Below are 20,523 nucleotides of genomic sequence, written 5' to 3'. Positions count from 1 at the left end.
GGCCGGCAGCGGCCGTGAGCCTTCGCGAGCAGGCCAGGGCCTGGCTGGAGGAGAACCTGCGCGGCGAGTTCGCCGGCGCCAGAGGGCTCGGCGGCCCCGGGCGCGAGCACGAGGGCCACGAACTGCGCCAGGCCTGGGAACGTCACCTCGGCCGGCACGGCTGGACCTGCCTCGGCTGGCCCGAGCGGTACGGCGGCCGCGCCGCCTCCCTCGCCGACCAGGTCGCCTTCCACGAGGAGTACGCCAGAGCCGGCGCCCCCGCCCGGGTGGGCCTCATCGGCGAGGGGCTGGTCGGCCCGACCATCCTGGAGTTCGGCACCGACGAGCAGAAGGACCGTTTCCTGCCCCCGATCCGGCGCGGCGAGGAGCTGTGGTGCCAGGGCTACTCCGAGCCGGAGGCCGGCTCCGACCTGGCCAACGTCCAGACGCGGGCCCGGCTCGAAGGGGGCGAGTGGGTGATCACCGGACAGAAGGTGTGGACGTCGCTGGCGCACGTGGCCGACTGGTGCTTCGTCCTCTGCCGTACGGAGGAGGGCTCCCGGCGTCATCGCGGGCTGTCGTACCTGCTGGTGCCGATGAACCGCCCCGGCGTCGAGGTCCGCCCGATCGTGCAGCTCACCGGCACCTCCGAGTTCAACGAGGTGTTCTTCGACGGCGCGCGGACGGCGGCGGGCAACATCCTCGGCGCGCCGGGCGACGGCTGGCGGGTGGCCATGGCCACGCTCGGCCACGAGCGCGGGGCGTCCACGCTCGGCCAGCAGCTCGGGTTCGCGCGGGAGCTGGACGCGGTGATCGCCACGGCCCGGCGCACGGGCGCCGCCACGGACCCCGTGCTGCGCGACCGGCTCGTCCGCGCCTGGCTGGAGCTGCGGATCATGCGGCTGAACGCGCTCAGGACGATGCGCCCCGACCCGGGACCCGAGGTGTCGATCGCCAAGCTGTACTGGTCGGAGTGGCACCGCAGGCTGGGCGAGCTGGCCCAGGCCGTCCAGGGCCGGGCGGGGCTCGCCTGCGACCCCGATGGGCTGAACGAGCTGCAGCGGCTCTACCTGTTCAGCCGGGCCGACACCATCTATGCCGGTTCCAGCGAGATCCAGCGCAACATCATCGCCGAGCGCACCCTGGGACTTCCCCGCTGATCGACCTGCTGATCGACCCGCTGATCGGAGCCGCCGATGTCATCGTCCCCGCCGAAACCACCGGCCCAGCCGAAGCCACCGCCCCAGCCGAAGGCGCACGGCCTGCTGGACGGCAAGGTCACGCTCGTCACGGCCGCCGCGGGCGCCGGCATCGGCTACGCCACCGCCCGGCGCTGCGCCGAGGAGGGCGCCACGATCGTCGTCTCCGACCGGCACGAGCGCCGCCTGTCGGCCGCCGCCGACGCGCTGACCGAGCTGACCGGGGTCAAGCCGCTGGCCGTCCCGTGCGACGTGACCTCGGAGGCGCAGGTGCTGGCGCTGTTCGACGCGGTCGTGGAGGCGCACGGGCGGCTCGACGTGGTGGTCAACAACGCCGGGCTCGGCGGGACCGCGCCGCTGGCCGAGATGACCGACGAGCAGTGGCACGCGGTCATCGACGTCACGCTGCACGGCACCATGCGCTGCACCAGGGCGGCCCTGCGGCAGATGATCGCTCAGGGCTCCGGGGTCATCGTGAACAACGCCTCCGTGGTCGGCTGGCGGGCCCAGCGGGGGCAGGCGCACTACGCTGCGGCCAAGGCAGGTGTGATGGCGCTGACCAGGTGCGTCGCGATGGAGGCGGCCGAGCACGGCGTGCGGGTCAACGCCGTGGCGCCGTCGCTGGCGGTGCATCCGTTCCTGGCGAAGGTGACCAGCGAGGAGCTGCTGGCGGAGCTGGCGGCCAAGGAGGCGTTCGGGCGGTCGGCGGAGCCGTGGGAGGTGGCGAACGTGATCGTCTTCCTGGCCAGCGACTACTCCTCGTACATGACGGGCGAGGTCGTCTCGGTCTCCTCCCAGCACCCCTGACCGGCCCGGATCGTCCCTGTCAGGGAAAGACCAGGGTGGCCGGACGGGCGATCCGGATCTAGTGTCCGGACCATGGGCACACGCTCTTCGTTCCTGCTCGATGTCCTCATGACGGAGTTCGGCGAGTCGATCAAGCGAGACCCCGCCGCTTTCAGGCGGAAGTTCAGGAAGATGGCGGCCTCCCCCTTCGCGTTCTACCGGGGCAGCGCCTGCCTGTTCTACGCGGACATGACCGGATCCTTCGCCGACGAGTCCTACCTCGACGGGCCGACCAGCCGGGTGTGGATCCACGGCGACCTGCACGCGGAGAACTTCGGCACGTACATGAACGCCTCCGGCGTCCTCGTCTTCAACGTCAACGACTTCGACGAGGCGTACGTGGGCCCCTACGTCTGGGACCTCAAGCGGTTCGCGGCCAGCGTGGCCCTGCTCGGGTACGCCAAGGCGCTGTCCGACGACTCGATCAGCGTGCTGGTGACCGACTTCGCCGGGGCGTACCTGGTCGAACTGGGCGCCATCGCGGCCGGTGGCGACGACGCGATCGGCTCGCTCACGCTCGACAGCACCACCGGCGTGCTGCACCGGGTCCTGCAGCGGGCCCGGCTGAGCACCAGGGTGGCGCTGCTCGACGTCGAGACCGTGATCGACGACTACGACCGGCGCTTCGCGCTCATGGAGGGGCGCGAGCCGGTGGACGCGGCGACCCGGCTGACGGTGGTGGCGGCCTTCGAGGAATACCTGGCCACGCTGCCGGCGCCCCTCGCGCCGCACGAGCAGGCGGTCAAGGACGTGGCGCTGCGCAAGGGCGTGGGCATCGGGTCGGCGGGGCTGCCGTCGTACAACCTGCTGCTCGAAGGGCGCTCGCAGGCGCTGGAGAACGACGTCATCCTCTACATGAAGCAGGCGGCGGCCCCCGCCGTGGCGCGGTACATCTCCGACGAGAAGGTCAGCTCCTACTTCCTGCACCAGGGCCACCGCACGGCCGAGTCGCAGCGCGCGCTGCAGGCCTACGCCGATCCGTGGCTGGGGTACACCGCGCTCAGCGGGGTGGGGCAGCTGGTGGCCGAGGTGTCCCCGTACTCGGCCGACCTCGACTGGGACGACGTCAACGAGCCGGCGGAGCTGCGCTCGATCGTGCAGGACCTGGGGCGGGCGGTGGCGCGCATGCACTCGGTGGCCGACGACGAGTCCAGTCACGACCTGGTGGACTTCTCGACGGAGGAGGCGATCGTGGCGGTGATCGGCGACGACAGGTCCGGGTTCGTCGCGGCGCTGGTGGACTTCGCCCACCGGTACGGGGCGCGGGCCAGGGACGATCACCAGCGGTTCGTCGACCTGTTCCGCAACGGCCGCCTGCCCGGGGTGTGAGCGTCCCAGCCCTGACAGCCGACCGGTCGGTATGGCATGCTCCCAGAACATGACTCTGTTCTCAGTGGAAGGCAAGAACGTCGTCGTCACCGGCGGTTCGCGCGGCATCGGGCGCATGATCGCCGCCGGGTTCGTCGAGGCGGGCGCGACCGTGTACATCTCCGCCCGTAAGACGGCCGAGGTGGAGAAGACGGCCGCCGAGCTCGGCTGCTCCGCCGTGCCGGCCGACCTGTCCACGCCCGAGGGGCTGGAACGGCTGGTGTCGGCGGTGGACGGGCCGCTGCACGTGCTGGTGAACAACGCGGGGGCGACCTGGGGCGCGCCGCTGGAGGAGTATCCCGAGAGCGCCTTCGACAAGCTCTGGAACATCAACGTCAAGGGGGTGTTCCAGCTGACCCAGCGGTTCCTGCCGCAGTTGCGCCAGACGGCCGGCGCCGACGACCCGGCCCGGGTGATCAACGTCGGCTCGATCGACGGGCTCAGGGTGCCGGCCCTGGAGAGTTACGCCTACTCCTCGACGAAGTCGGCCGTCCACATGCTCACCCGCCACCTGGCCAAGCGCCTGGCCGGCGAGCACATCACGGTCAACGCCATCGCGCCGGGGCCGTTCGACTCGAAGATGATGGCGTTCGCGCTCGACGACCCCGCCACCCGCGCGAGCATCGCCGCGAGCGTCCCGCTGGGGCGCATCGGGCGGCCGGAGGACATGGCGGGCGCGGCCATCTTCCTGGCCTCGCGGGCGGGGGCGTACCTCACCGGCGCGGTCATCCCGGTGGACGGCGGAATCTCCTGCTGATCAGAGCAGCTCGCGCAGCGCCCTGGCGAAGCTCGCCGCCGCCGACGGCTCGTGGTGCAGGTAGAGGGAGGGCTCGGTCAGCTCGAGCTCGATGACGGCGGGCGCGCCGCCGGGTAGCCGGACCAGATCGACCCTGGCATAGAGAAGGACATGGGGTACGGCGGTGAGCACCTTCTCGGCGAGGTCGACCTGGTCCGGAGCTGGGGTGCGGAGCCCGGCCCCGGAGATGTCGCCGGAACCCGCTCCGCGGGCGAGCATCGGCTTCCTGCGGACGGCGTGACTGAGGCGGCGGTTGAAGAACAGCAGCGAGGTCTCGCCCTCCGACTCCACCATGTCGAGGTACGGCTGCACCATCGGCGCGCGCCCCGCGGCCTCCAGCGCCGCGGCCAGCGCCTCGGCCTCGGCGCGGTCTGCGGTCCTGACGGTGTCGCGGGCCCCGCCGGAGACGGTCGGCTTGACCACGTATTCCGGCCAGTCGGGCAGCCCCCGCGACGACCAGTGCGTGGGCACGATCGGCACACCCAGGTCGCGCAGGTAGGTCTTGTCGGTGTTGGACTCCAGCACCGCGTACGGGTTCAGCAGCCGCGTGACGGACTCCACGCCGCGCGCCCACGCCAGGAACTCCTCCCGCCGCAGGATGTAGTCCCAGACGGAACGGACGACGACCGCGTCGTAGACGCTCCAGTCGACGGCCGGATCGTCCCAGCGCTCGGCGCGCCCGTCGATCCCGGCCTCCTTCCAGGCGGTCAGGACCAAGTCGAGCTCGTCGTCCTCAGAGAAGTTCTCAAACGTGGCATAGGCGCAGAGAGTCACGCAAAGATGCTAATACGGCGCGAGCCGGGCCTTTTCCGACCCGGCCCGCCCCTCCCGCACGGACGCGCCACGTTCCGTCAGGTCCGCGGCGCGGGGGGCCGGACTAGTCGACCACGTCGTCGACGACCACGTCACTGCCGTTGGTCCCCGTCACGGCGTTGCCGTTGACGTTGTTGATCGCGGTGGCGCCGAGGCCGTTCACGTTGGAGTTGACGACGTTGCCGAAGTTGTTGCCCGACTGCGAGGAGCCGCGGTTGGAGCTGGTGTTGCCGGCGTTCGTGTCGGCCTGGGCGGGGGCCGACAGCAGGGTCACGCCGGCCGCGGCGGCGATGAGACCGGTCACGCAGAGCTTCTTCATCATGGTGCTTGCCCTTTCGTAGTGCTGTTCTGGGACGTCAGCGGGATCAGTAGAAGATGTACGTCACCGTGATGCCGCCGTTGCTGGCGGTCGGCGCGATGCCGTTGACGTTGTTGACGTTGGTCGAGCGTCCCGAGCCGTGGTTGCCGGCCAGGACGTCCCCGAAGTTGTTGCCCGACTGGGACGAATCGCTGTTGCCGCTCCGGTTCGCGGACCAGTTGGCACCGGTCCACGGGCCGATCCAGTCGTCGTCAGCGTGAGCGGGGACTGCCAGTAGTGTGCCGCCGGCGACCGCTGCCAGCACGGCCGCGGCGGCGCACACCCTTCTGATCACTTCTGCTCCTTCGCCAGTTGGAGAAGAGCTCGGAGACGGCGCTCGCCAGGGCCCTGGGACGCACACCATCTCCTTGACCTTCCTTGGACCTCAGGGGATCAAGGTCAGTGCGAGCATATAGCGTTACGTGGTCGATTAGTAGCTGTGAGTGATCAGAATATTGTTCGAACCATACGCTGACACGGGATGTCAGTGACCCGGCCTTACCGTCCGGCGCATGATCTACGAACTACGGCGCTACCAGATGCGCCCGGGGCGGCGCGACGACCTCATCGACTTGTTCGAACGGAAGTTCATCGAGACGCAGGAGGCCGCCGGCATGCGCGTGGCCGCGTCCTTCCGCGAGGACGGCGAGCCGGACACCTTCCCCTGGTTGCGCGCCTTTCCCGACATGGAGACGCGGCGGGCGGCGCTGACCGACTTCTACAGCGGCCCCGTCTGGCAGGCCAACCGCGACGCGGCCAACGCCACGCTGATCGACTCCGACGACGTGCTGCTGCTGCGTCCGGCCGGACCCGAACTGCCGTTCGGGGAACGGCCCCCGGTCGGGGCGACGGACCTGCCGTCGTCACTCTACGTAGTCACCATCCATCACGTGGTCGGGGACGGCTTCGCCGGCGTCTTCGCCCGGGAGGCGGTGCCGGTGCTGGCCGGGGCGGGGGTGCGGCCGGTGGCCTGCCTGGAGAGCAAGCACGCGGAGAACACCTATCCGCGACTGCCCGTCCGGACGGGGGTGAACGTGTTCGTGTGGTTCGCCCGGTTCGAGACGGCGGAGGAGGAGCGGGTGGTGGACCTGCCGATGCTGAAGCCGTACCTGACCGCGCCCACGGAACGGCTGCGCCTGCGCCCCACCGCCCGGTCGTCCCTGCGCTGATCCCGCGCCGCCCCCGGTCGTCCCTGCCCTGACCCCGTGCCTCAGCCGGCCGTCCCCGAGCCGCCTCCGGCCGCCTCCGCGCCGGTCGGCGGGCCGGCTTTCCACGCGAGGGCCCGCGTCGGCTCCCGGGCCGGTCGCCGGTCAGTCCGAGACGAGGTGGCGCCAGGCGGGGATCTCGCCGCCGCCGTCCACCCGTACCTCCGCGCCGGTCACGTAGCCGGGGGCGGCCAGCCAGAGGCAGACCTGGGCCACGTCGGCGGGCGTGGCCATCCGACCGGCCGGAATGGCCCGGCCGTCGAGGTCCGTTCGGCCGCCGTAGTGGTCCGCCGCGCCGTGGGCGCCGGCGTCCCGGGTGGGGGTGTCCTGGGAGTTGGGGTCCTGGGAGTTGGGGTCCTGGGAGTTGGGGTCCTGGGAGTTGGGGTCCTGGGAGTTGGGGTCCTGGGTGGCGGGGTCCTGGGTGGCGGGGTCCTGGACGGTGGGATCCCGGGAGCCGGGGTTCTCGGTGGCGGGATCCTGGGCGGCGGGATCCCGGGAGCCGGGGTTCTGGGTGTTGGCCAGGCCCACGACGACCGTGTTGACGCGGACCCGGGGGGCCCACTCGGCGGCCAGGCAGCGGGCCAGGTGGTGCAGGCCGGCCTTGGCGGCGCCGTACGCGGAGGTGCCGGGTGAAGGGCGGGCGCCGCTCGCGCTGCCGATCATCACCACGGCACCGCCCACGGCGGCGAGCAGCGGGTACGCGCGCTGCGAGACCAGCAGCGGGGCCGTCAGGTTGAGCTCGATGACGCGGGCGTGCAGGCGGGGCGACGTGCCCTCCAGGGGCGCGGGAGGCGAGCCGCCCGCGTTGTTGACCACGACGTCGAGCCGGTCGAACCCCGAGATCAGCCGCTCGACGTCCGCGGGATCGCGCACATCGGCCTGGACGAAACGGATCCCCCCGGCCGTGACGAAACCCGACCCGCCCGCGCCGGATGCGGTCTCGCCGGAGTGGCGGTCGTGGGTGGTGGGTGGGGTTCTGGCGCAGACGGTTACCTCGGCGCCGGCCGCGGCGAAGGCGGCGGCGATGCCGGCGCCGATGCCCTTCGTACCGCCGGTCACCAGGACGTGCTTGCCCGCGTAGTCGTAAGTCACGGTCACGAGTGCTACCGTACCAAGCAAGCGTTAGGTAAGGGGGGAGATGGGCATCACGTTGCTGGGCGGAGCGGTCGCCGAGGTGGTCGTGGACCTGCCGCCGGTGAACGCGCTGGCCGTGCGGGACTGGGAGAAGCTGGCCCGCCTCGTGCGGGCGGCCGGCGAGGACCCCGCGACCCGGGTGGTCGTGCTGCGGGCCGAGGGACGCGGGTTCAACGCCGGAGTGGACATCAAGGAGATGCGCGACAGCGAGGGGCACGCGGCGCTGGTCGGGGCCAACCGGGCGTGCTACGAGGCGTTCGCCGCCGTGTACGAGTGCGCGGTGCCGGTGATCGCGGCCGTGCACGGGCACTGCCTGGGCGGCGGCGTCGGGCTGGCCGGGAACGCGGACGTGGTGGTGGCCGGGGATGACGCCTACTTCGGCCTGCCCGAGGTGGACCGGGGCGCGCTGGGCGCCGCCACGCACCTGTCCAGGCTGGTGCCGCAGCATCTCGTCCGGGCCATGGTCTACACGTGCAGAAACGTCACCGCCGCCGAGCTGCACGCCTTCGGGTCGGTCCTGGAGGTGGTGCCGCGCGACAAGCTGCGTGAGACGGCGATGGAGGTGGCGGGGCAGATCGCGGCCAAGGACCCGTACGTGATCCGGCGCGCGAAGGAGTCGCTCAACGGCATCGACCCGATGGACGTCAACCGCAGCTACCGCTTCGAGCAGGGCTTCACCTTCGAGCTCAACCTGCTGGGCATCGGCGAGCGGCACAGGGAGCGGTTCGAGTGAGCGCGTCGGCGAGCGACCCGGCGGCCAGCCCGGCGGCCAGCCCGGCGGCCAGTCCGGCGGCCAGTCCGGGGGCACGTAAGGGGAGCAAGGTGATGACGGCCGAGCAGGTGGCCGCGTCCGTGGAGAGCGGCATGGCGGTCGGGATCGGCGGCTGGGGCTCGCGCCGCAAGCCCATGACCCTGGTCCGCGCCCTGCTCCGCTCCCCCGTCCGCGACCTCACGCTCATCTCGTACGGCGGCCCCGACGTCGGCATGTTGTGCGCGGCCGGAAAAGTGCGCAGGGTCGTGGCCCCGTTCGTGACGCTCGACTCCATCGCCCTCGAACCGCACTTCAGGAGGGCCCGCCAGACGGGGGCGATCGAGTTCACCGAGTACGACGAGGGCATGTTCATGTTCGGCCTGCTGGCCGGGGCGCACCGGCTGCCGTTCCTGCCGACGCGGGCGGGGCTGGGCTCGGACGTGATGCGGGTCAATCCGGAGCTGCGTACCGTGCGCTCGCCGTACGGGGACGGGGAGGAGCTGGTCGCGGTGCCGGCGCTGACGCCCGACGTGGCGCTCGTGCACGTGAACCGGGCCGACGCGCGGGGCAACGCCCAGTACCTGGGTCCAGACCCGTACTTCGACGACCTCTACGCCAAGGCCGCCGGGCGCTGCTACGTCTCGTGCGAGCGGCTGGTGGACCCGGCGGACCTGCTGAAGGAGGGGCCGGTGCAGTCGTTGCTGATCAGCCGCTCGATGGTGGCGGGCGTGGTGGAGGCGCCGGGCGGCGCCGGGTTCACCTCGTGCGAGCCCGACTACGGCCGCGACGAGGCCGAGCAGCGACGGTACGTGGAGACCCCGTGGGAGGACTTCCGTGAGCAGGGCTGACGTGTGCGTGGTGGCCTGCGCGGAGGCGTTCAGAGGTGACGGGGAGATCCTCGCGGCCGGGATCGGCGGGGCGGTCACAGTGCTGGCCGCGCGGCTGGCCCGGCTGACGTTCGAGCCGGACCTGCTCACCCACGACGGCGTCTGCCTGCTCACCGGCGACGTGCCCGCGCTCGGCGAGGCGCCGCAGGTGGTGGAGGGGTGGCTGCCCTTCCGTGAGCACCTGTGGCTGGTGCTGAACGGGCGGCGGCACGTCATGCTCGGGGCCAGCCAGATCGACCGGCACGGCAACACGAACATCTCCTGCGTCGGCGACTGGGCCAGGCCGAAGGCGCAGTTGCTCGGCGTGCGCGGCGCCCCGGGGAACACGCGCTGCGACCCGACGAGTTACTGGATCCCCAAGCACTCGGCCAGGGTGTTCGTGCCCGAGGTGGACATGGTCAGCGGGCTCGGCACCGACAGGGGCGCGTACGAGCTGCGCCGGGTGGTGACGAACCTGGCCGTGCTCGACTTCGGCGGGCCCGGCGGGGCGATGCGGCTGGTGTCGGTGCATCCGGGGGTCAGCGTGGCCGACGTGGTGGCCGCGACCGGGTTCGAGCTGGCCGGCGCCGGCGACGACGTCCCCCGTACGCGGGAGCCGACCGAGGAGGAGCTGCGCGTGCTCGACCGCCTCGACCCCGGCCGCCTGCGCGAGCGGGAGGTGGCCGGTTGAGGACCGCGCTGACGTCGCTGGTCGGCTGCCGGCATCCGATCGTGCAGACCGGCATGGGGTACGTCGCCGGGGCCCGGCTGGCCGCGGCCACGTCGGCGGCGGGCGGCCTGGGCATCATCGGGTCGGCCACCATGTCGGTGCCGGAGATGACCACGGCGATCAGGCGGGTCAAGGAGCGGACGGACGCCCCCTTCGGGGTGAACCTGCGCGCCGACGCCGACGACGCGGCCGCCAGGATCGAGGTGCTGATCAGGGAGGGCGTGCAGGTGGCGTCGTTCGCCCTGGCGCCGCGCCGTGAGCTGATCGCCCGGCTCAAGGACGCGGGCGTGCTGACGATCCCGTCGGTGGGGGCGCGCCGGCACGCGGAGAAGGTGGCGGAGTGGGGCGCCGACGCGGTGATCGTGCAGGGCGGGGAGGGCGGAGGGCACACCGGGCCGGTGGCGACCACCCTGCTGCTGCCGCAGGTCGTGGACGCGGTGGACATCCCGGTGATCGCGGCGGGCGGCTTCTTCGACGGGCGGGGGCTGGTGGCGGCGCTGGCCTACGGGGCCTGCGGGATCGCCATGGGCACCCGGTTCCTGCTGACCGCCGACTCGCCCGTGCCCGACGAGGTGAAGCGGTTCTACCTGGCGGCGCGGGAGACCGTGGTGACCCGCGACGTGGACGGGGTGCCGCACCGGGTGCTCAACACGCCGTTCGTGGCCTCGCTCGAACGCTCCCGCCTGGTCAGGGCGGTGGTGAACGGGGCCAGGTTCAAGCGGCTGTCGGGGCTGTCCTGGCGGTCGATGCTGCGCGAGGGACGGCGGATGCGGCGGGGCCGCGAGCTGACGTGGGCGCAGGTGCTGCAGGCGGCGAACACGCCGGTGCTGCTGCGGGCGGCCATGGTGGAGGGCCGGGTGGACCTGGGGGTGATGGCCTCGGGGCAGGTGGTCACGGTGATCGACGACCTGCCGTCCTGCCGCGAGCTGATCGAACGCGTCATGACGGAGGCGGAGGCGACCCTGTCCCGCCTGCCCGCGCACGCGCCCCGGCAGGACGAGACGCCGCACCGTGCGGCACGGCCGGACGAGGCGGCTGCAGGACGGTGATGCCGTACGACGCGGCGGCTACAGGACGGTGATGCCGCGGGCGGCGAGGATGGCGTTGGCCTGCGTCTGGTTGATGACGGCTCCGGCGAACGCGCGCAGCCTGTCGTCGTCCGGCTGCCCCAGGTCGGCCCCGCGCAGGTCGGCCTGCTTGAACTTGGTCAGCAGCAGCCGCGCGCCGATGAGCCGGCAGTCGCTCAGCGTGGCCTGGGTGAAGTCGCAGCCGGACAGGTCGGCGTCGTCGAAGCGCACGCCCTCGATCACCTCGCCGCGCAGCGAGCAGCCGCCGAGGTTGGCCAGGGTCAGGTTGGAGCGCGCGACCTTGAAGCCCGTGCCCCTGGAGCCGGTCAGCGAGGCGCCGATCATGCGGCAGCCGGTGAAGGAGACGTCGGTCAGCAGCGCGCCGCCGAACTGGGCCGAGGACAGGTCCACGTCGGTGAAGGCCGCGTCGATGAGGTCGGCGTCGCTGAACCTGATCCGCATCCCGCCGCCGCCCTTGAACACCGCCCCGTCGAGGTCGGCCTTGCGGAAGTCGGTCTGCTCCAGCACGCACGACTCGAACCGCGCCCCGGCCAGCGAGGCGCCCCACAGGTCGGTCTCCGTCAGGTCGCACTCGCGGAAGACGTGCGTCTCCCCCTGGGGCAGCCGGTCGCCCAGCGCCTTGTGCGAGAGGTCCTCGCCGTCGAAGTTCACGATCTCAGAGACTACCGGTCAGCGCCTCCGCCGCGGCCTGGCCGCAGACCCGCGCCGAACCGTACGTGGCGATGTGCACGGCGCCCAGGTCGGACCTGGCGGGCAGCCCCATCTCCACGACCACGGTATCGGGGCGGGCGCTGAGCAGGTGTCTCAGGGCCTCGGACTGCCAGCGGTGACGGTGCACGTCCCTGACCACCACGACCAGCGGGCGGCCGGCCGCCTGGCCGAGCACCCGTTCCAGCTCGGGGCCGGTGCTCCGGCCCGCCGTCAGGCGGACGGTGGAGGTGCCGGGACGCAGGCGGCTCAGCGGCTCGCCGACGCCCCACGGGGTCTTCCTGTCGATGGCCAGGTTCATCTCCGGCGCCAGCTCCACCACGCAGGGCTCGGGGCCGAGCGGGAGCACGGCCGCGGTGGAACGGCGGGTGACGCGGATCGCCCGGCGGGCCGCGGCCAGGCCGACCTGGCCGTCGGCGGGGTCCTGACTGCCCGAGGAGGCGGCCCACGTGGCCAGCTCGCGGACCCTGCGAGCGGCCTGCGCCAGTCGCTCCTCGGGCAGCAGCCCGGTGGTCACCGCCGCCGCGATCGCGTCGCGGATCCCGGCCGCGGTGGCCTCGTCGGCGTGCTCGCCGCCGACGCAGATGGCATCGGCGCCGGCGGCCAGGGCGCGGGCGGAGGCGCCCCCGATCCCGTACGTGCCCGCCACGGCGGCCATCTCGATGCCGTCAGTGATGATCATCCCGTCGAAGCCGAGCTCCTCCCGCAGCAGCCCGGTGAGCACCTTGGGGCTGAGCGTGGCGGGCAGTTCGGCGTCGTACGACGGCACCAGGAGGTGGCCGGTCATGACCGCCTTGACCCCTTCGGCGATGGCCTCGCGAAAAGGGAACAGCGCGTCCTCGATCCCGCTCTCGGCGACGACCGGCATCCCGTGGTGCGAGTCCACGGAGGTGTCCCCGTGCCCGGGGAAGTGCTTGGCGCAGGCGGCCACCCCGGCCGACTGCAGCCCGCGGACGAACGCCCTGGTGTGCCGGGCGACCAGCGCCGGGTCCGCGCCGAAGGCCCTGAGCCCGATGACCGGGTTGTCCGGGTTGGAGTTGACGTCGGCGGAGGGGGCGAAGTCGAGCGAGATGCCCGCCCTGGACAGGTCCGCGCCGAGGCCGGCGGCCAGCGACTCGGTGAGGTCCACGTCGTCCACGACGCCGAGCGCGTATCCGCCGGGGCGGCTGCTGCCGGTGTCCGCCTCCAGCCTGGTGACCTCGCCGGACTCCTCGTCGGTGCCGACGAGCACCTCGGGGTTCTCCGCGCGCAGGGCGGCGGTGAGCCGGGCCACCTGGGCGGGATCGGCGATGTTGCGCGAGAACAGAACCACTCCGGCCAGCCCCGCGCCGAGCCGGCGGCGGATCCAGTCGGGAGGGGCGTGTCCGGTGAAACCGGGGAAGAGGACGGCGTCGGCGAGGCGAAGCAGGTCACCGCTCAGGGGCATGGTCTGCAATCTAATAGGAAAGTTTCCTATTTGCTAGAGGCATTTTCTGACGTCAGCCCGTTTCCTATGATGACAGACCCGGCTCATGACGAGCCCGGCTCATGACCCGCCCGGCTAGTGATTCGCCCGGCTCAGGCCGGACTCGGCGATCCCCCGCTTCCGCGCCCCGGCCCGTCAGGGCACTTCGGGACCGGGGATGGAGAGGCGCTCGATCACCGTGACGTTCGCCTGGCCGCCGCCCTCGCACATGGTGAGCAGGCCGTACCTGCCGCCGGTCCGCTCCAGCTCGTGCAGCAGCTTGACCGCCAGCACGGCGCCGGTCGCGCCGAGCGGGTGGCCGAGCGCGATGGAGCCGCCGTTCGGGTTGACCTTGGCGGGGTCGGCGCCGGTCTCCTGGATCCAGGCCAGCACGACGGAGGCGAACGCCTCGTTGATCTCGATCGCGTCGAAGTCCCCGATGGACAGGCCGGTCATCCCGAGCGCGTGCACGGTGGCGGGGATGGGGGCGGAGAGCATCATGATCGGGTCATCGCCGCGCGCCGACAGGTGGTGCACGCGGGCGCGCGGCGTCAGGCCGTGCTCGCGCACCGCGCGCGGCGAGGCGACGAGCAGGGCGGCGGCGCCGTCGGAGATCTGGGAGGCGAGGGCGGCGGTCAGGCGGCCGCCGTCCGTCAGGGGCTTGAGCGCGGCCATCCGCTCGCGGGTGGTGTCCCTGCGCGGGCCCTCGTCCACGGCGACGCCCTCGAAGGGGGCGATCTCGCGGCCGAAGTGCCCCGCGTCGATGGCGTGCAGGGCCCTGCGGTGCGACTCGTGCGCGTACCGTTCCATCTCCTCGCGTGAGATGCCCCAGCGCGCGGCGATCATCTCGGCGCCGGTGAACTGGGAGACCTCCTGGGTGCCGTACCGCTCCGTCCAGCCCTTGGAGCCGGAGAACGGCGTCTCGTGCCCGAGCGGCCGGCCGGCGAGCATCGCGGAGGAGATGGGGATCATGCTCATGTTCTGCACGCCGCCGGCCACCACCAGGTCGTTCGTGCCGGACAGCACGGCCTGGGCGGCGAAGTGCAGCGCCTGCTGGGAGGAGCCGCACTGGCGGTCGATGGTGACGCCCGGCACCTCCTCCGGCAGGCCCGCCGCGAGCCAGCAGGTGCGGGCGACGTCGCCGGCCTGGGGGCCGATCGTGTCCACGCAGCCGAAGATCACGTCTTCCACGGCGGACGGGTCGGCGTCGGCGCGGTACATCAGCTCCCTGAGCACGTGCGCGCCGAGGTCGGCGGGGTGGGCTCCGGCCAGCCCGCCGTTCCTGCGCCCGACGGGCGTGCGGACGGCGCCGACGATGTACGCCTCACTCATCCCGATATCGTAGCAAGCGCTTGGTATGTCCGGGAATGCCGCATGAGCTGGGCCGGTAAGGTGAACAAGCGATTGTCCGATGGCTCATAATGGTGTCGTGACCACGCGAAAGAACTCCGGCACCACCGCCGCCCCGGCCAAGCGCCAGCGCGCGACCTCATCGGGGCCCGCGTCCGAGCGTCGCGACCACCTCGTCAAGCTCGCTGCGGAGCTCTTCGCGCGCAAGGGCTTCCAGGCCACGACCGTACGCGAGATCGCCGACGAGGCGGGCATCCTGTCGGGAAGTCTCTACCACCACTTCGACTCCAAGGAGACGATCGTCGACGAGGTGCTCTCCACCTTCCTCGACGACCTGATCGCCCGCTACCGCGCCGCCCTCGACACCAAGGCCGACCCCCGCACCGTGCTGTCGGAGATGGTCCGCATCGGCTTCGGCACGCTGGAGCCCCACCGCGCCGCCATCACGGTGATGCAGAACGACTGGAACTACCTGCGTCAGTTCGAGCGCTTCAACTACCTGGTCAAGGCCGAGGACGAGGTCGAGCAGATCTGGGTGTCGCAGATCAAGGCGGGGCAGGCGGCCGGGCTGTTCCGGGCCGACGTCGACCCCAAGCTGACCTACCGGATGATCAGGGACACGATCTGGGTGGCGGTGCGCTGGTTCCGACCCGGCGGCCGGCTCAACACGACCGGCCTGGCGGAGCACTACATCACCGTGCTCTTCGACGGGCTCGCCACGGGCGAGCGCACCACCCAAAAGGGATGAGCCTCGGCAAGGCGGTGCGCCTGGCGCTGGAGGAGGCGGCCGAGCCCGCCAAGGCCGAGACCATGCGCGCCTACATGAAGTCCACCATGCCCTTCCTCGGCGTCCAGGCGGTCCCCCGGCGGGCGGTGCTGCGGAGGGTGTTCGCCGAGCACCGGCTGGACAGCGCGCCCGAGTGGCGGCGCGCGGTGCTGTCGCTGTGGCGCGAGGCCGAATACCGCGAGGAGCGCTACGCCGCCGTCGAGCTGTCCGGCTACCACCTCTACCGGGAGTACCAGACCCTCTACACCGTGCCGATGTACGAGGAGATGATCGTCTCCGGGGCGTGGTGGGACCTGGTCGACGAGCTGGCCACCCACCGCGTCGGCGCGCTGCTGACGGTCTACCCCGACTCGATGCGGCCGCTCATGCTGGAGTGGGCGCACGACGACGACCTGTGGAAGCGGCGCACGGCCATCCTGTGCCAGAACCGGTTCAAGTCCCGTACGGACACGGCCCTGCTGTACGCGTGCATCGAGCCCAGCCTTTCGGACAACGACTTCTTCGCCCGCAAGGCGATCGGCTGGGCCTTACGCGAGTTCGCCAAGACCAACCCCGGCGAGGTGATCCGCTACGTGAGGGCCAAGGGCATCTCGGGGCTCAGCCGCCGCGAGGCGCTCAAGAACCTGCCGGCCCACTAGCTCAGGCCCCGGTGGGCTGTGTCCGCAGGGAGAGCACCGCTTCGGCGACGCGCTCGGGCTGCTCGGCGACCATGTTGTGACTGGCGTCCAGTTCGAGCACACGCAGGTGCGGCCGGTCGGCGGTGAGCGCCGCCAGGTCGCGGCGGATGCCCGCGCGCAATGCCGGCATGAGGTCGCCGACCCGGCCGGGCAGCCCCGGCAGGTTCCTGGTGGCCAGCACGAACAGGGCCGGGCAGCGCAGGTCCGCCACCGCGGGGACGCTGTCCTGGAAGTGCGGGTCGTACCTGATCCGCGCGGCCAGCTCGGCGTCGGGGCGGGCGTAGACGCCGTCTGCCGTGTGACGCAGTGCCCGCTCGGGGAACATCGCGACGTGCGCCTCGGGCAGCGGCTGGGCCATCGCCGCCGCCTGGGCGTCGAAGACGGCCTTCATCTCCCCCAGCAGCGCGGTCAGCTCCTCCTCCGCCAGGCCGGCGTAGTGGCGCGGCGCGGTCTCGGCCGAGCGCAGGCCGTCGAGGTTGACGATCCCCGGGCCGTCCGGATGGCGCAGGCCCCAGCGGATCGCGATCATGCCGCCGAGTGAGTGTCCGGCCACCAGGGGCGTGTCCAGGCCGAGGTGGTCGACGACCGCCTGTACGTCGTCGAGGGCGGCCTCCCAGTCCCACGGGCCGTCGCCCGAGCGGCCGTGGCCGCGCAGATCCGTCGCGACGACGCGGCAGGAGCCGGTGAGCAGCGGCGCGACGGCGTCCCAGTGCAGCAGGGTGCCGCCGAGGCCGTGCAGCAGCAGCACGGGAGGCCCGTCGCCGCCGTGGTCGCGGACGGCCAGGTGGACGGGGCGGTCGTCGATGATCAGGTCGTGCGGTGCCACGGGATGCTCTCCTGAGGTCGGTTGAGCCGGTCGCGGATGGAGGAGGTGGTGACGCCGCCGTCGGGGTGCCGGTCGAGCTTGCCCCGTTTGACCAGGTCGTGGACGCCCTGCCGGGTGATGCCGAGCATCGCGCCCGCCGTGGCGTACGGCACCGCCGCCGCCGTGGGGTGCCCGGCCGTGCGGGCCACGACCCGGCCCAGCGCGCTGCGCCACCACGACTCGGGCGGGTCGAAGGGCCCGTCGCCGGGGAAGAGCACGCCGATGAGCCTGGCCGCGGTCGCGGTGGCCCGCCCCTGGTCGGGGCCCAGCAGCTGCGCGGCCCACACCTCGGCCTCCACGCGCAGCCGCGCCCTGATCGGGCTCAGCAGCTCGTCGGAGGTCAGCAGGATCTCCAGCGGGTCGAGAATGCGCGTCTCCAGCAGCCGCACCAGCTCGGCCACCAGCTCGACGTGGTCTTCCGTGGTCGTCACTTGACACAAGATAGCAAGTACTTGCGCTGTGGCGTCAAGTAGCGCTCATCTCGTCCAGAGGGCGTCCTGGACGGCCTGGACCAGGGCCATCAGTTCTGGGGTGACCCGTTCCTTCGACCAGGCCAGTGCGTACGTGATCCGCAGGTCGCCCGCCTCCAGCGGGACGAAGCGGACGTCGTCCCGTCTGATCGTTCTGACCATGAGCTGCGGGATGGGCAGCAGGCCCGCCCCGGCGGCCACCAGGTCGAGGGCGGCGGCGAAGTCGTCGGGCACCAGGCGGGAACGACCGGGCAGCCCCTGCCACGGGCGGCTGCCGGGAGTCATGAGCACCTGGCCGGCCAGTTCGGCCGGGCCCACCTTCAGCGCGGAGGCCAGGCGGTGGCCGGCGGGGACGGCCAGATGGTCGACGGTGACGTGGAATCGGGCCGCCGTGACGAACCGGGCGGGCGCCGGGGTGGCCAGGATGGCCGCCGAGACCTCGCCGTCCGCCAGCGCCCGCGCCGCCTCGTCACGCCCGGCGGCGCGCAGCTCGACCCCGACCGCCGGGGTGCGCGTCGCCAGCCGCCTGACGATCCGGGCGGCCAGCGTTCCGACGAGAGGTGGATAAGCCAGGTGAATGGTCGGCCGGGCCAGCCGGGCCGCCTCCGCGCCGAACGCCTGGACCAAGTCGATCACCTGCTCCGCGTACGCCAGCAGTGCCTTGCCTTCGGCGGTGAGCCGCACCTCGCGGGCGCTCCGCTCGAAGAGCCTGACCCCGGTGGCCCGTTCGAGCCGGGTGATGGCCTGGCTCATGGCGGGCTGGGACATCCCCACGTCGGCGGCGGCGGCCGAGAAGCTGAGCCGCTCCGCGACACGCGCGAAGCACTGGATCTCCCTGAGCATAAGCAGCACCTATTCATGGTGCACGACGTTCCGGCAGTCGGCAGCATTCCAGCGACCTGAACGATCTCGAAGGAGCAAGCGAACATGTCCGCATTTATCCAGCAATTTCCCGCGTCCACGGTGCTCGGCTACCCGCGGATCGGCCCGCGACGGGAGCTGAAGCGGGCGCTGGAGGCGTACTGGGACGGGCGGGCGACCCGGGCGGAGCTCGACCAGGCAGGCGCCGAGATCAGGGAGCACACGTGGCGCCGGCTGGCCGAGCTCGGCCTGGAAGGACTCCCGTCGAACACGTTCTCGCTGTACGACCAGGTGCTGGACACGGCGGTGCTGCTCGGCGCGGTGCCGGCCCGCTACCGCGACGCGGCCGACCCCTACTTCGCGATGGCCAGGGGCACCGACGGGCTGGCGCCGCTGCGGATGACGAAGTGGTTCGACACGAACTACCACTACATCGTGCCGGAGATCGGTCCGGAGACCGTGTTCAAGCTGGACGCCGCCAAGCCGCTGGCCGAGGTGCGGCAGGCTCGGGCGCTCGGGTACGAGACCCGGCCAGTGGTGGTGGGCCCGGTGACGTTCCTGCTGCTCGGCTCGGCCCTGGACCGGCTGGACGAGGCGCTGGCCTGCTACGAGGAGCTGCTGTCCGCGCTGGCGACCGAGGGGGTCGCGTGGGTGCAGCTCGACGAGCCCGCGCTGGTGGGCGACAGGACGCCGGAGGAGCTGGCCGCCGTCAGGACCGCCTACGAACGGCTGGGCGCCCTGGGTCCGCGGCCCGCCCTGTTCGTGGCGTCGTACTTCGGCGACCTCGGGGAGTCGCTGCCGGCGCTGGCCGCCACGCCCGTCGAGGCCGTCGGGATCGACCTGGTCAGGGGCGGGGTGCCCGGGGTCGATCTGAGCGGCAAGACCGTGGTCGCGGGCGTGGTGTCCGGGCGGGACGTGTGGCGCACCTCGCCGGAGCGCGCGCTGGCCGCCCTGGGCGCCGTACGCGCCGGGCAGGTCGTGGTGTCCACCTCGTGCTCGCTCCAGCACGTGCCCTACTCGGTCGCGGACGAGCCGGACCTGGCGCCTGAGCTGAGGGAGCGGCTGGCGTTCGCGGAGGAGAAGGTGGCCGAGGTCGTCGCGCTGGCGCGGGCCGACTTCCGCGGCTCGGTGCCGGCCGGGCCGTCCGTGGCGCTGCCGGCGCCCGTGGTGGCCGAGGAGCGCGCCCCGTACGCGGTGCGTGCCGCCGCCCAGGCCGCGCACCTGCGGCTGCCCACGCTGCCGACCACCACGATCGGCTCGTTCCCGCAGACCGGCGAGCTGCGCGCGGCCCGCGCGGCGGTGACGGCGGGCACGCTGACCCGGGAGGAGTACGAGCACCGGGTCGAGGCGGAGATCGAGCGGGCGATCCGGCTCCAGGAGCGGCTCGGCCTCGACGTCCTCGTGCACGGGGAGCCCGAGCGCAACGACATGGTCCAGTACTTCGCCGAGCACCTCGACGGGTTCGCGGTCACCAGGAACGGCTGGGTGCAGTCGTACGGCTCGCGCTGCACCCGCCCGCCGATCCTGCACGGCGACGTGAGCCGCCCCGGGCCGATCACCGTGCGCTGGTCCACCTACGCCCAGTCGCTCACGGACCGGCCGGTCAAGGGCATGCTCACCGGGCCGGTCACGATCGTGGCCTGGTCCTTCGTCCGGGACGACCTGCCGCTGCGCGACGTGGTGTTCCAGGTGGCCGACGCCGTCAGGGAGGAGGTCCGCGACCTGGAGGCGGCCGGGCTGTCGATCGTCCAGGTGGACGAGCCGGCGCTGCGCGAGCTGCTGCCGCTGCGGCGGGCGGCGCAGGACGACTACCTGGAGTGGGCGGTGGCGGCCTACCGGCGGGCCACGTCGGGGGCGAGCGACCGCACGCAGATCCATACGCACCTGTGCTATTCGGACGCCGATCAGATCCTGGCCGCCATCGACGGCCTGGACGCCGACGTCACCACGATCGAGTCCGCCCGGTCGGGGGCGCGGATCCTGGGGACGGTGCAGGCGTTCGGGCGCGGGCTCGGCCCTGGGGTCTACGACATCCACTCGCCCCGGGTGCCCGGCGTCGAGGAGGTCGAGGAGTTGCTGCGCGGGGCCGTGGCGGCGCTGCCGGCGGAGCGGGTCTGGGTCAACCCGGACTGCGGGCTGAAGACCCGTACGTACGAGCAGGTCGAGGCCGCGCTGGCCAACGTGGTGAGCGCCACCCGGCGGATCAGGGCCGAGCTGGACGCCTGAGC

The 20,523-nt window shown here is 72.4% G+C and carries 22 protein-coding genes; 12 read left to right on the top strand and 10 right to left on the bottom strand.

The annotated features are described in order from the left end of the window. The first annotated feature begins 14 nt into the window (after positions 1-14). The 4 genes from B0I32_RS04265 to B0I32_RS04250 all read left to right on the top strand — a co-directional run bounded on the left by B0I32_RS04265 (position 15) and on the right by B0I32_RS04250 (position 4,149). Positions 15-1,139, top strand: a complete 1,125-nt coding sequence (locus tag B0I32_RS04265) for an acyl-CoA dehydrogenase family protein (RefSeq protein ID WP_106235125.1) — start codon at positions 15-17, stop codon at positions 1,137-1,139. 36 nt (positions 1,140-1,175) lie between these two features. Next, positions 1,176-1,985 carry an SDR family oxidoreductase gene (locus B0I32_RS04260; protein WP_106235124.1) on the top strand — a complete coding sequence of 270 codons (810 nt, stop codon included), beginning with the start codon at positions 1,176-1,178 and terminating at the stop codon, positions 1,983-1,985. Positions 1,986-2,057: 72 nt separating this feature from the next. After that, entirely contained in the window at positions 2,058-3,353 is a 1,296-nt protein-coding gene (locus B0I32_RS04255) for a DUF2252 domain-containing protein (RefSeq protein ID WP_106235122.1), read from the top strand. Between the two features lie 49 nt (positions 3,354-3,402). Then, complete coding sequence (locus B0I32_RS04250; RefSeq protein ID WP_106235120.1) at positions 3,403-4,149, top strand: SDR family oxidoreductase; 747 nt, start codon at positions 3,403-3,405, stop codon at positions 4,147-4,149. On the opposite strand, the gene B0I32_RS04245 is transcribed toward B0I32_RS04250, so the two are convergent. The 3 genes from B0I32_RS04245 to B0I32_RS04235 form a co-directional block, all read right to left on the bottom strand. Continuing rightward, on the bottom strand, positions 4,150-4,962 hold the full coding sequence (locus B0I32_RS04245) for an ATP-grasp domain-containing protein (RefSeq protein ID WP_106235118.1): 813 nt from the start codon (positions 4,960-4,962) through the stop codon (positions 4,150-4,152). Between the two features lie 103 nt (positions 4,963-5,065). Beyond that, a complete protein-coding gene (locus B0I32_RS04240) occupies positions 5,066-5,323 on the bottom strand; it encodes a hypothetical protein (RefSeq protein ID WP_106235117.1) in 258 nt (85 codons plus the stop codon). Between the two features lie 43 nt (positions 5,324-5,366). Next, complete coding sequence (locus tag B0I32_RS04235) at positions 5,367-5,654, bottom strand: hypothetical protein (protein ID WP_106235115.1); 288 nt, start codon at positions 5,652-5,654, stop codon at positions 5,367-5,369. 217 nt (positions 5,655-5,871) lie between these two features. Between B0I32_RS04235 and B0I32_RS04230 the strand changes: the two genes are divergently transcribed. After that, a complete protein-coding gene (locus B0I32_RS04230; RefSeq protein WP_106235113.1) occupies positions 5,872-6,528 on the top strand; it encodes an NIPSNAP family protein in 657 nt (218 codons plus the stop codon). A 141-nt stretch (positions 6,529-6,669) separates the two neighbouring features. On the opposite strand, the gene B0I32_RS59600 is transcribed toward B0I32_RS04230, so the two are convergent. Further along, positions 6,670-7,662, bottom strand: a complete 993-nt coding sequence (locus tag B0I32_RS59600) for an SDR family oxidoreductase (RefSeq protein ID WP_245955571.1) — start codon at positions 7,660-7,662, stop codon at positions 6,670-6,672. 40 nt (positions 7,663-7,702) lie between these two features. Between B0I32_RS59600 and B0I32_RS04215 the strand changes: the two genes are divergently transcribed. The 4 genes from B0I32_RS04215 to B0I32_RS04200 all read left to right on the top strand — a co-directional run bounded on the left by B0I32_RS04215 (position 7,703) and on the right by B0I32_RS04200 (position 11,094). Further along, positions 7,703-8,431: an enoyl-CoA hydratase family protein gene (locus B0I32_RS04215; RefSeq protein WP_106235112.1), complete on the top strand. Its 729-nt coding sequence runs from the start codon at positions 7,703-7,705 to the stop codon at positions 8,429-8,431. A 92-nt stretch (positions 8,432-8,523) separates the two neighbouring features. Then, the gene (locus B0I32_RS04210) at positions 8,524-9,297 is read left to right on the top strand and encodes a CoA transferase subunit A (protein ID WP_106235110.1); all 774 of its coding nucleotides are present in this window, start codon (positions 8,524-8,526) and stop codon (positions 9,295-9,297) included. After that, positions 9,284-10,006 (top strand): CoA-transferase subunit beta, encoded by a 723-nt coding sequence (locus B0I32_RS04205; protein ID WP_106235108.1) that lies wholly within the window; start codon positions 9,284-9,286, stop codon positions 10,004-10,006. The genes B0I32_RS04210 and B0I32_RS04205 overlap by 14 nt, the downstream gene beginning before the upstream one ends. After that, positions 10,003-11,094 carry an NAD(P)H-dependent flavin oxidoreductase gene (locus B0I32_RS04200; protein ID WP_106235106.1) on the top strand — a complete coding sequence of 364 codons (1,092 nt, stop codon included), beginning with the start codon at positions 10,003-10,005 and terminating at the stop codon, positions 11,092-11,094. Before B0I32_RS04205 ends, B0I32_RS04200 begins: the two co-directional genes overlap by 4 nt. A gap of 18 nt (positions 11,095-11,112) precedes the next feature. Here B0I32_RS04200 and B0I32_RS04195 read toward each other — a convergent pair whose 3' ends face one another. The 3 genes from B0I32_RS04195 to B0I32_RS04185 form a co-directional block, all read right to left on the bottom strand. Further along, positions 11,113-11,784, bottom strand: a complete 672-nt coding sequence (locus B0I32_RS04195) for a pentapeptide repeat-containing protein (RefSeq protein ID WP_106235105.1) — start codon at positions 11,782-11,784, stop codon at positions 11,113-11,115. Positions 11,785-11,788: 4 nt separating this feature from the next. Next, positions 11,789-13,267, bottom strand: a complete 1,479-nt coding sequence (locus B0I32_RS04190; protein WP_106235103.1) for a glycoside hydrolase family 3 protein — start codon at positions 13,265-13,267, stop codon at positions 11,789-11,791. A 174-nt stretch (positions 13,268-13,441) separates the two neighbouring features. Continuing rightward, on the bottom strand, positions 13,442-14,617 hold the full coding sequence (locus B0I32_RS04185) for an acetyl-CoA C-acetyltransferase (protein WP_106235101.1): 1,176 nt from the start codon (positions 14,615-14,617) through the stop codon (positions 13,442-13,444). A 97-nt stretch (positions 14,618-14,714) separates the two neighbouring features. On the opposite strand from B0I32_RS04185, the gene B0I32_RS04180 reads away from it, so the two are divergent. Next, positions 14,715-15,383, top strand: coding sequence for a TetR/AcrR family transcriptional regulator (locus B0I32_RS04180; protein ID WP_106235100.1), 669 nt, complete (start codon positions 14,715-14,717; stop codon positions 15,381-15,383). Further along, a complete protein-coding gene (locus B0I32_RS04175) occupies positions 15,380-16,060 on the top strand; it encodes a DNA alkylation repair protein (protein WP_106235098.1) in 681 nt (226 codons plus the stop codon). The genes B0I32_RS04180 and B0I32_RS04175 overlap by 4 nt, the downstream gene beginning before the upstream one ends. A 1-nt stretch (position 16,061) precedes the next feature. Here B0I32_RS04175 and B0I32_RS04170 read toward each other — a convergent pair whose 3' ends face one another. Genes B0I32_RS04170 through B0I32_RS04160 form a run of 3 tightly spaced genes read right to left on the bottom strand, consistent with a single transcriptional unit; the run spans position 16,062 to position 18,277 of the window. Further along, on the bottom strand, positions 16,062-16,925 hold the full coding sequence (locus B0I32_RS04170) for an alpha/beta fold hydrolase (protein WP_106235096.1): 864 nt from the start codon (positions 16,923-16,925) through the stop codon (positions 16,062-16,064). Then, positions 16,907-17,395, bottom strand: coding sequence for a hypothetical protein (locus B0I32_RS04165; RefSeq protein ID WP_106235095.1), 489 nt, complete (start codon positions 17,393-17,395; stop codon positions 16,907-16,909). The genes B0I32_RS04170 and B0I32_RS04165 overlap by 19 nt, the downstream gene beginning before the upstream one ends. Positions 17,396-17,440: 45 nt before the next feature. Next, positions 17,441-18,277, bottom strand: coding sequence for a LysR family transcriptional regulator (locus B0I32_RS04160; protein WP_106235093.1), 837 nt, complete (start codon positions 18,275-18,277; stop codon positions 17,441-17,443). Between the two features lie 84 nt (positions 18,278-18,361). Here B0I32_RS04160 and metE point away from each other — a divergent pair, with 84 nt between their 5' ends. Next, positions 18,362-20,521 carry a 5-methyltetrahydropteroyltriglutamate--homocysteine S-methyltransferase gene (gene metE / locus B0I32_RS04155; protein ID WP_106235091.1) on the top strand — a complete coding sequence of 720 codons (2,160 nt, stop codon included), beginning with the start codon at positions 18,362-18,364 and terminating at the stop codon, positions 20,519-20,521. Positions 20,522-20,523 lie beyond the last annotated feature (2 nt).

The sequence above is a fragment of the Nonomuraea fuscirosea genome (assembly GCF_003001935.1).
Lineage (GTDB): Bacteria > Actinomycetota > Actinomycetes > Streptosporangiales > Streptosporangiaceae > Nonomuraea > Nonomuraea fuscirosea.
The sequence above is the reverse complement of the archived record's forward strand: the minus strand, read 5'-3'. Positions and strand labels throughout refer to the sequence as shown.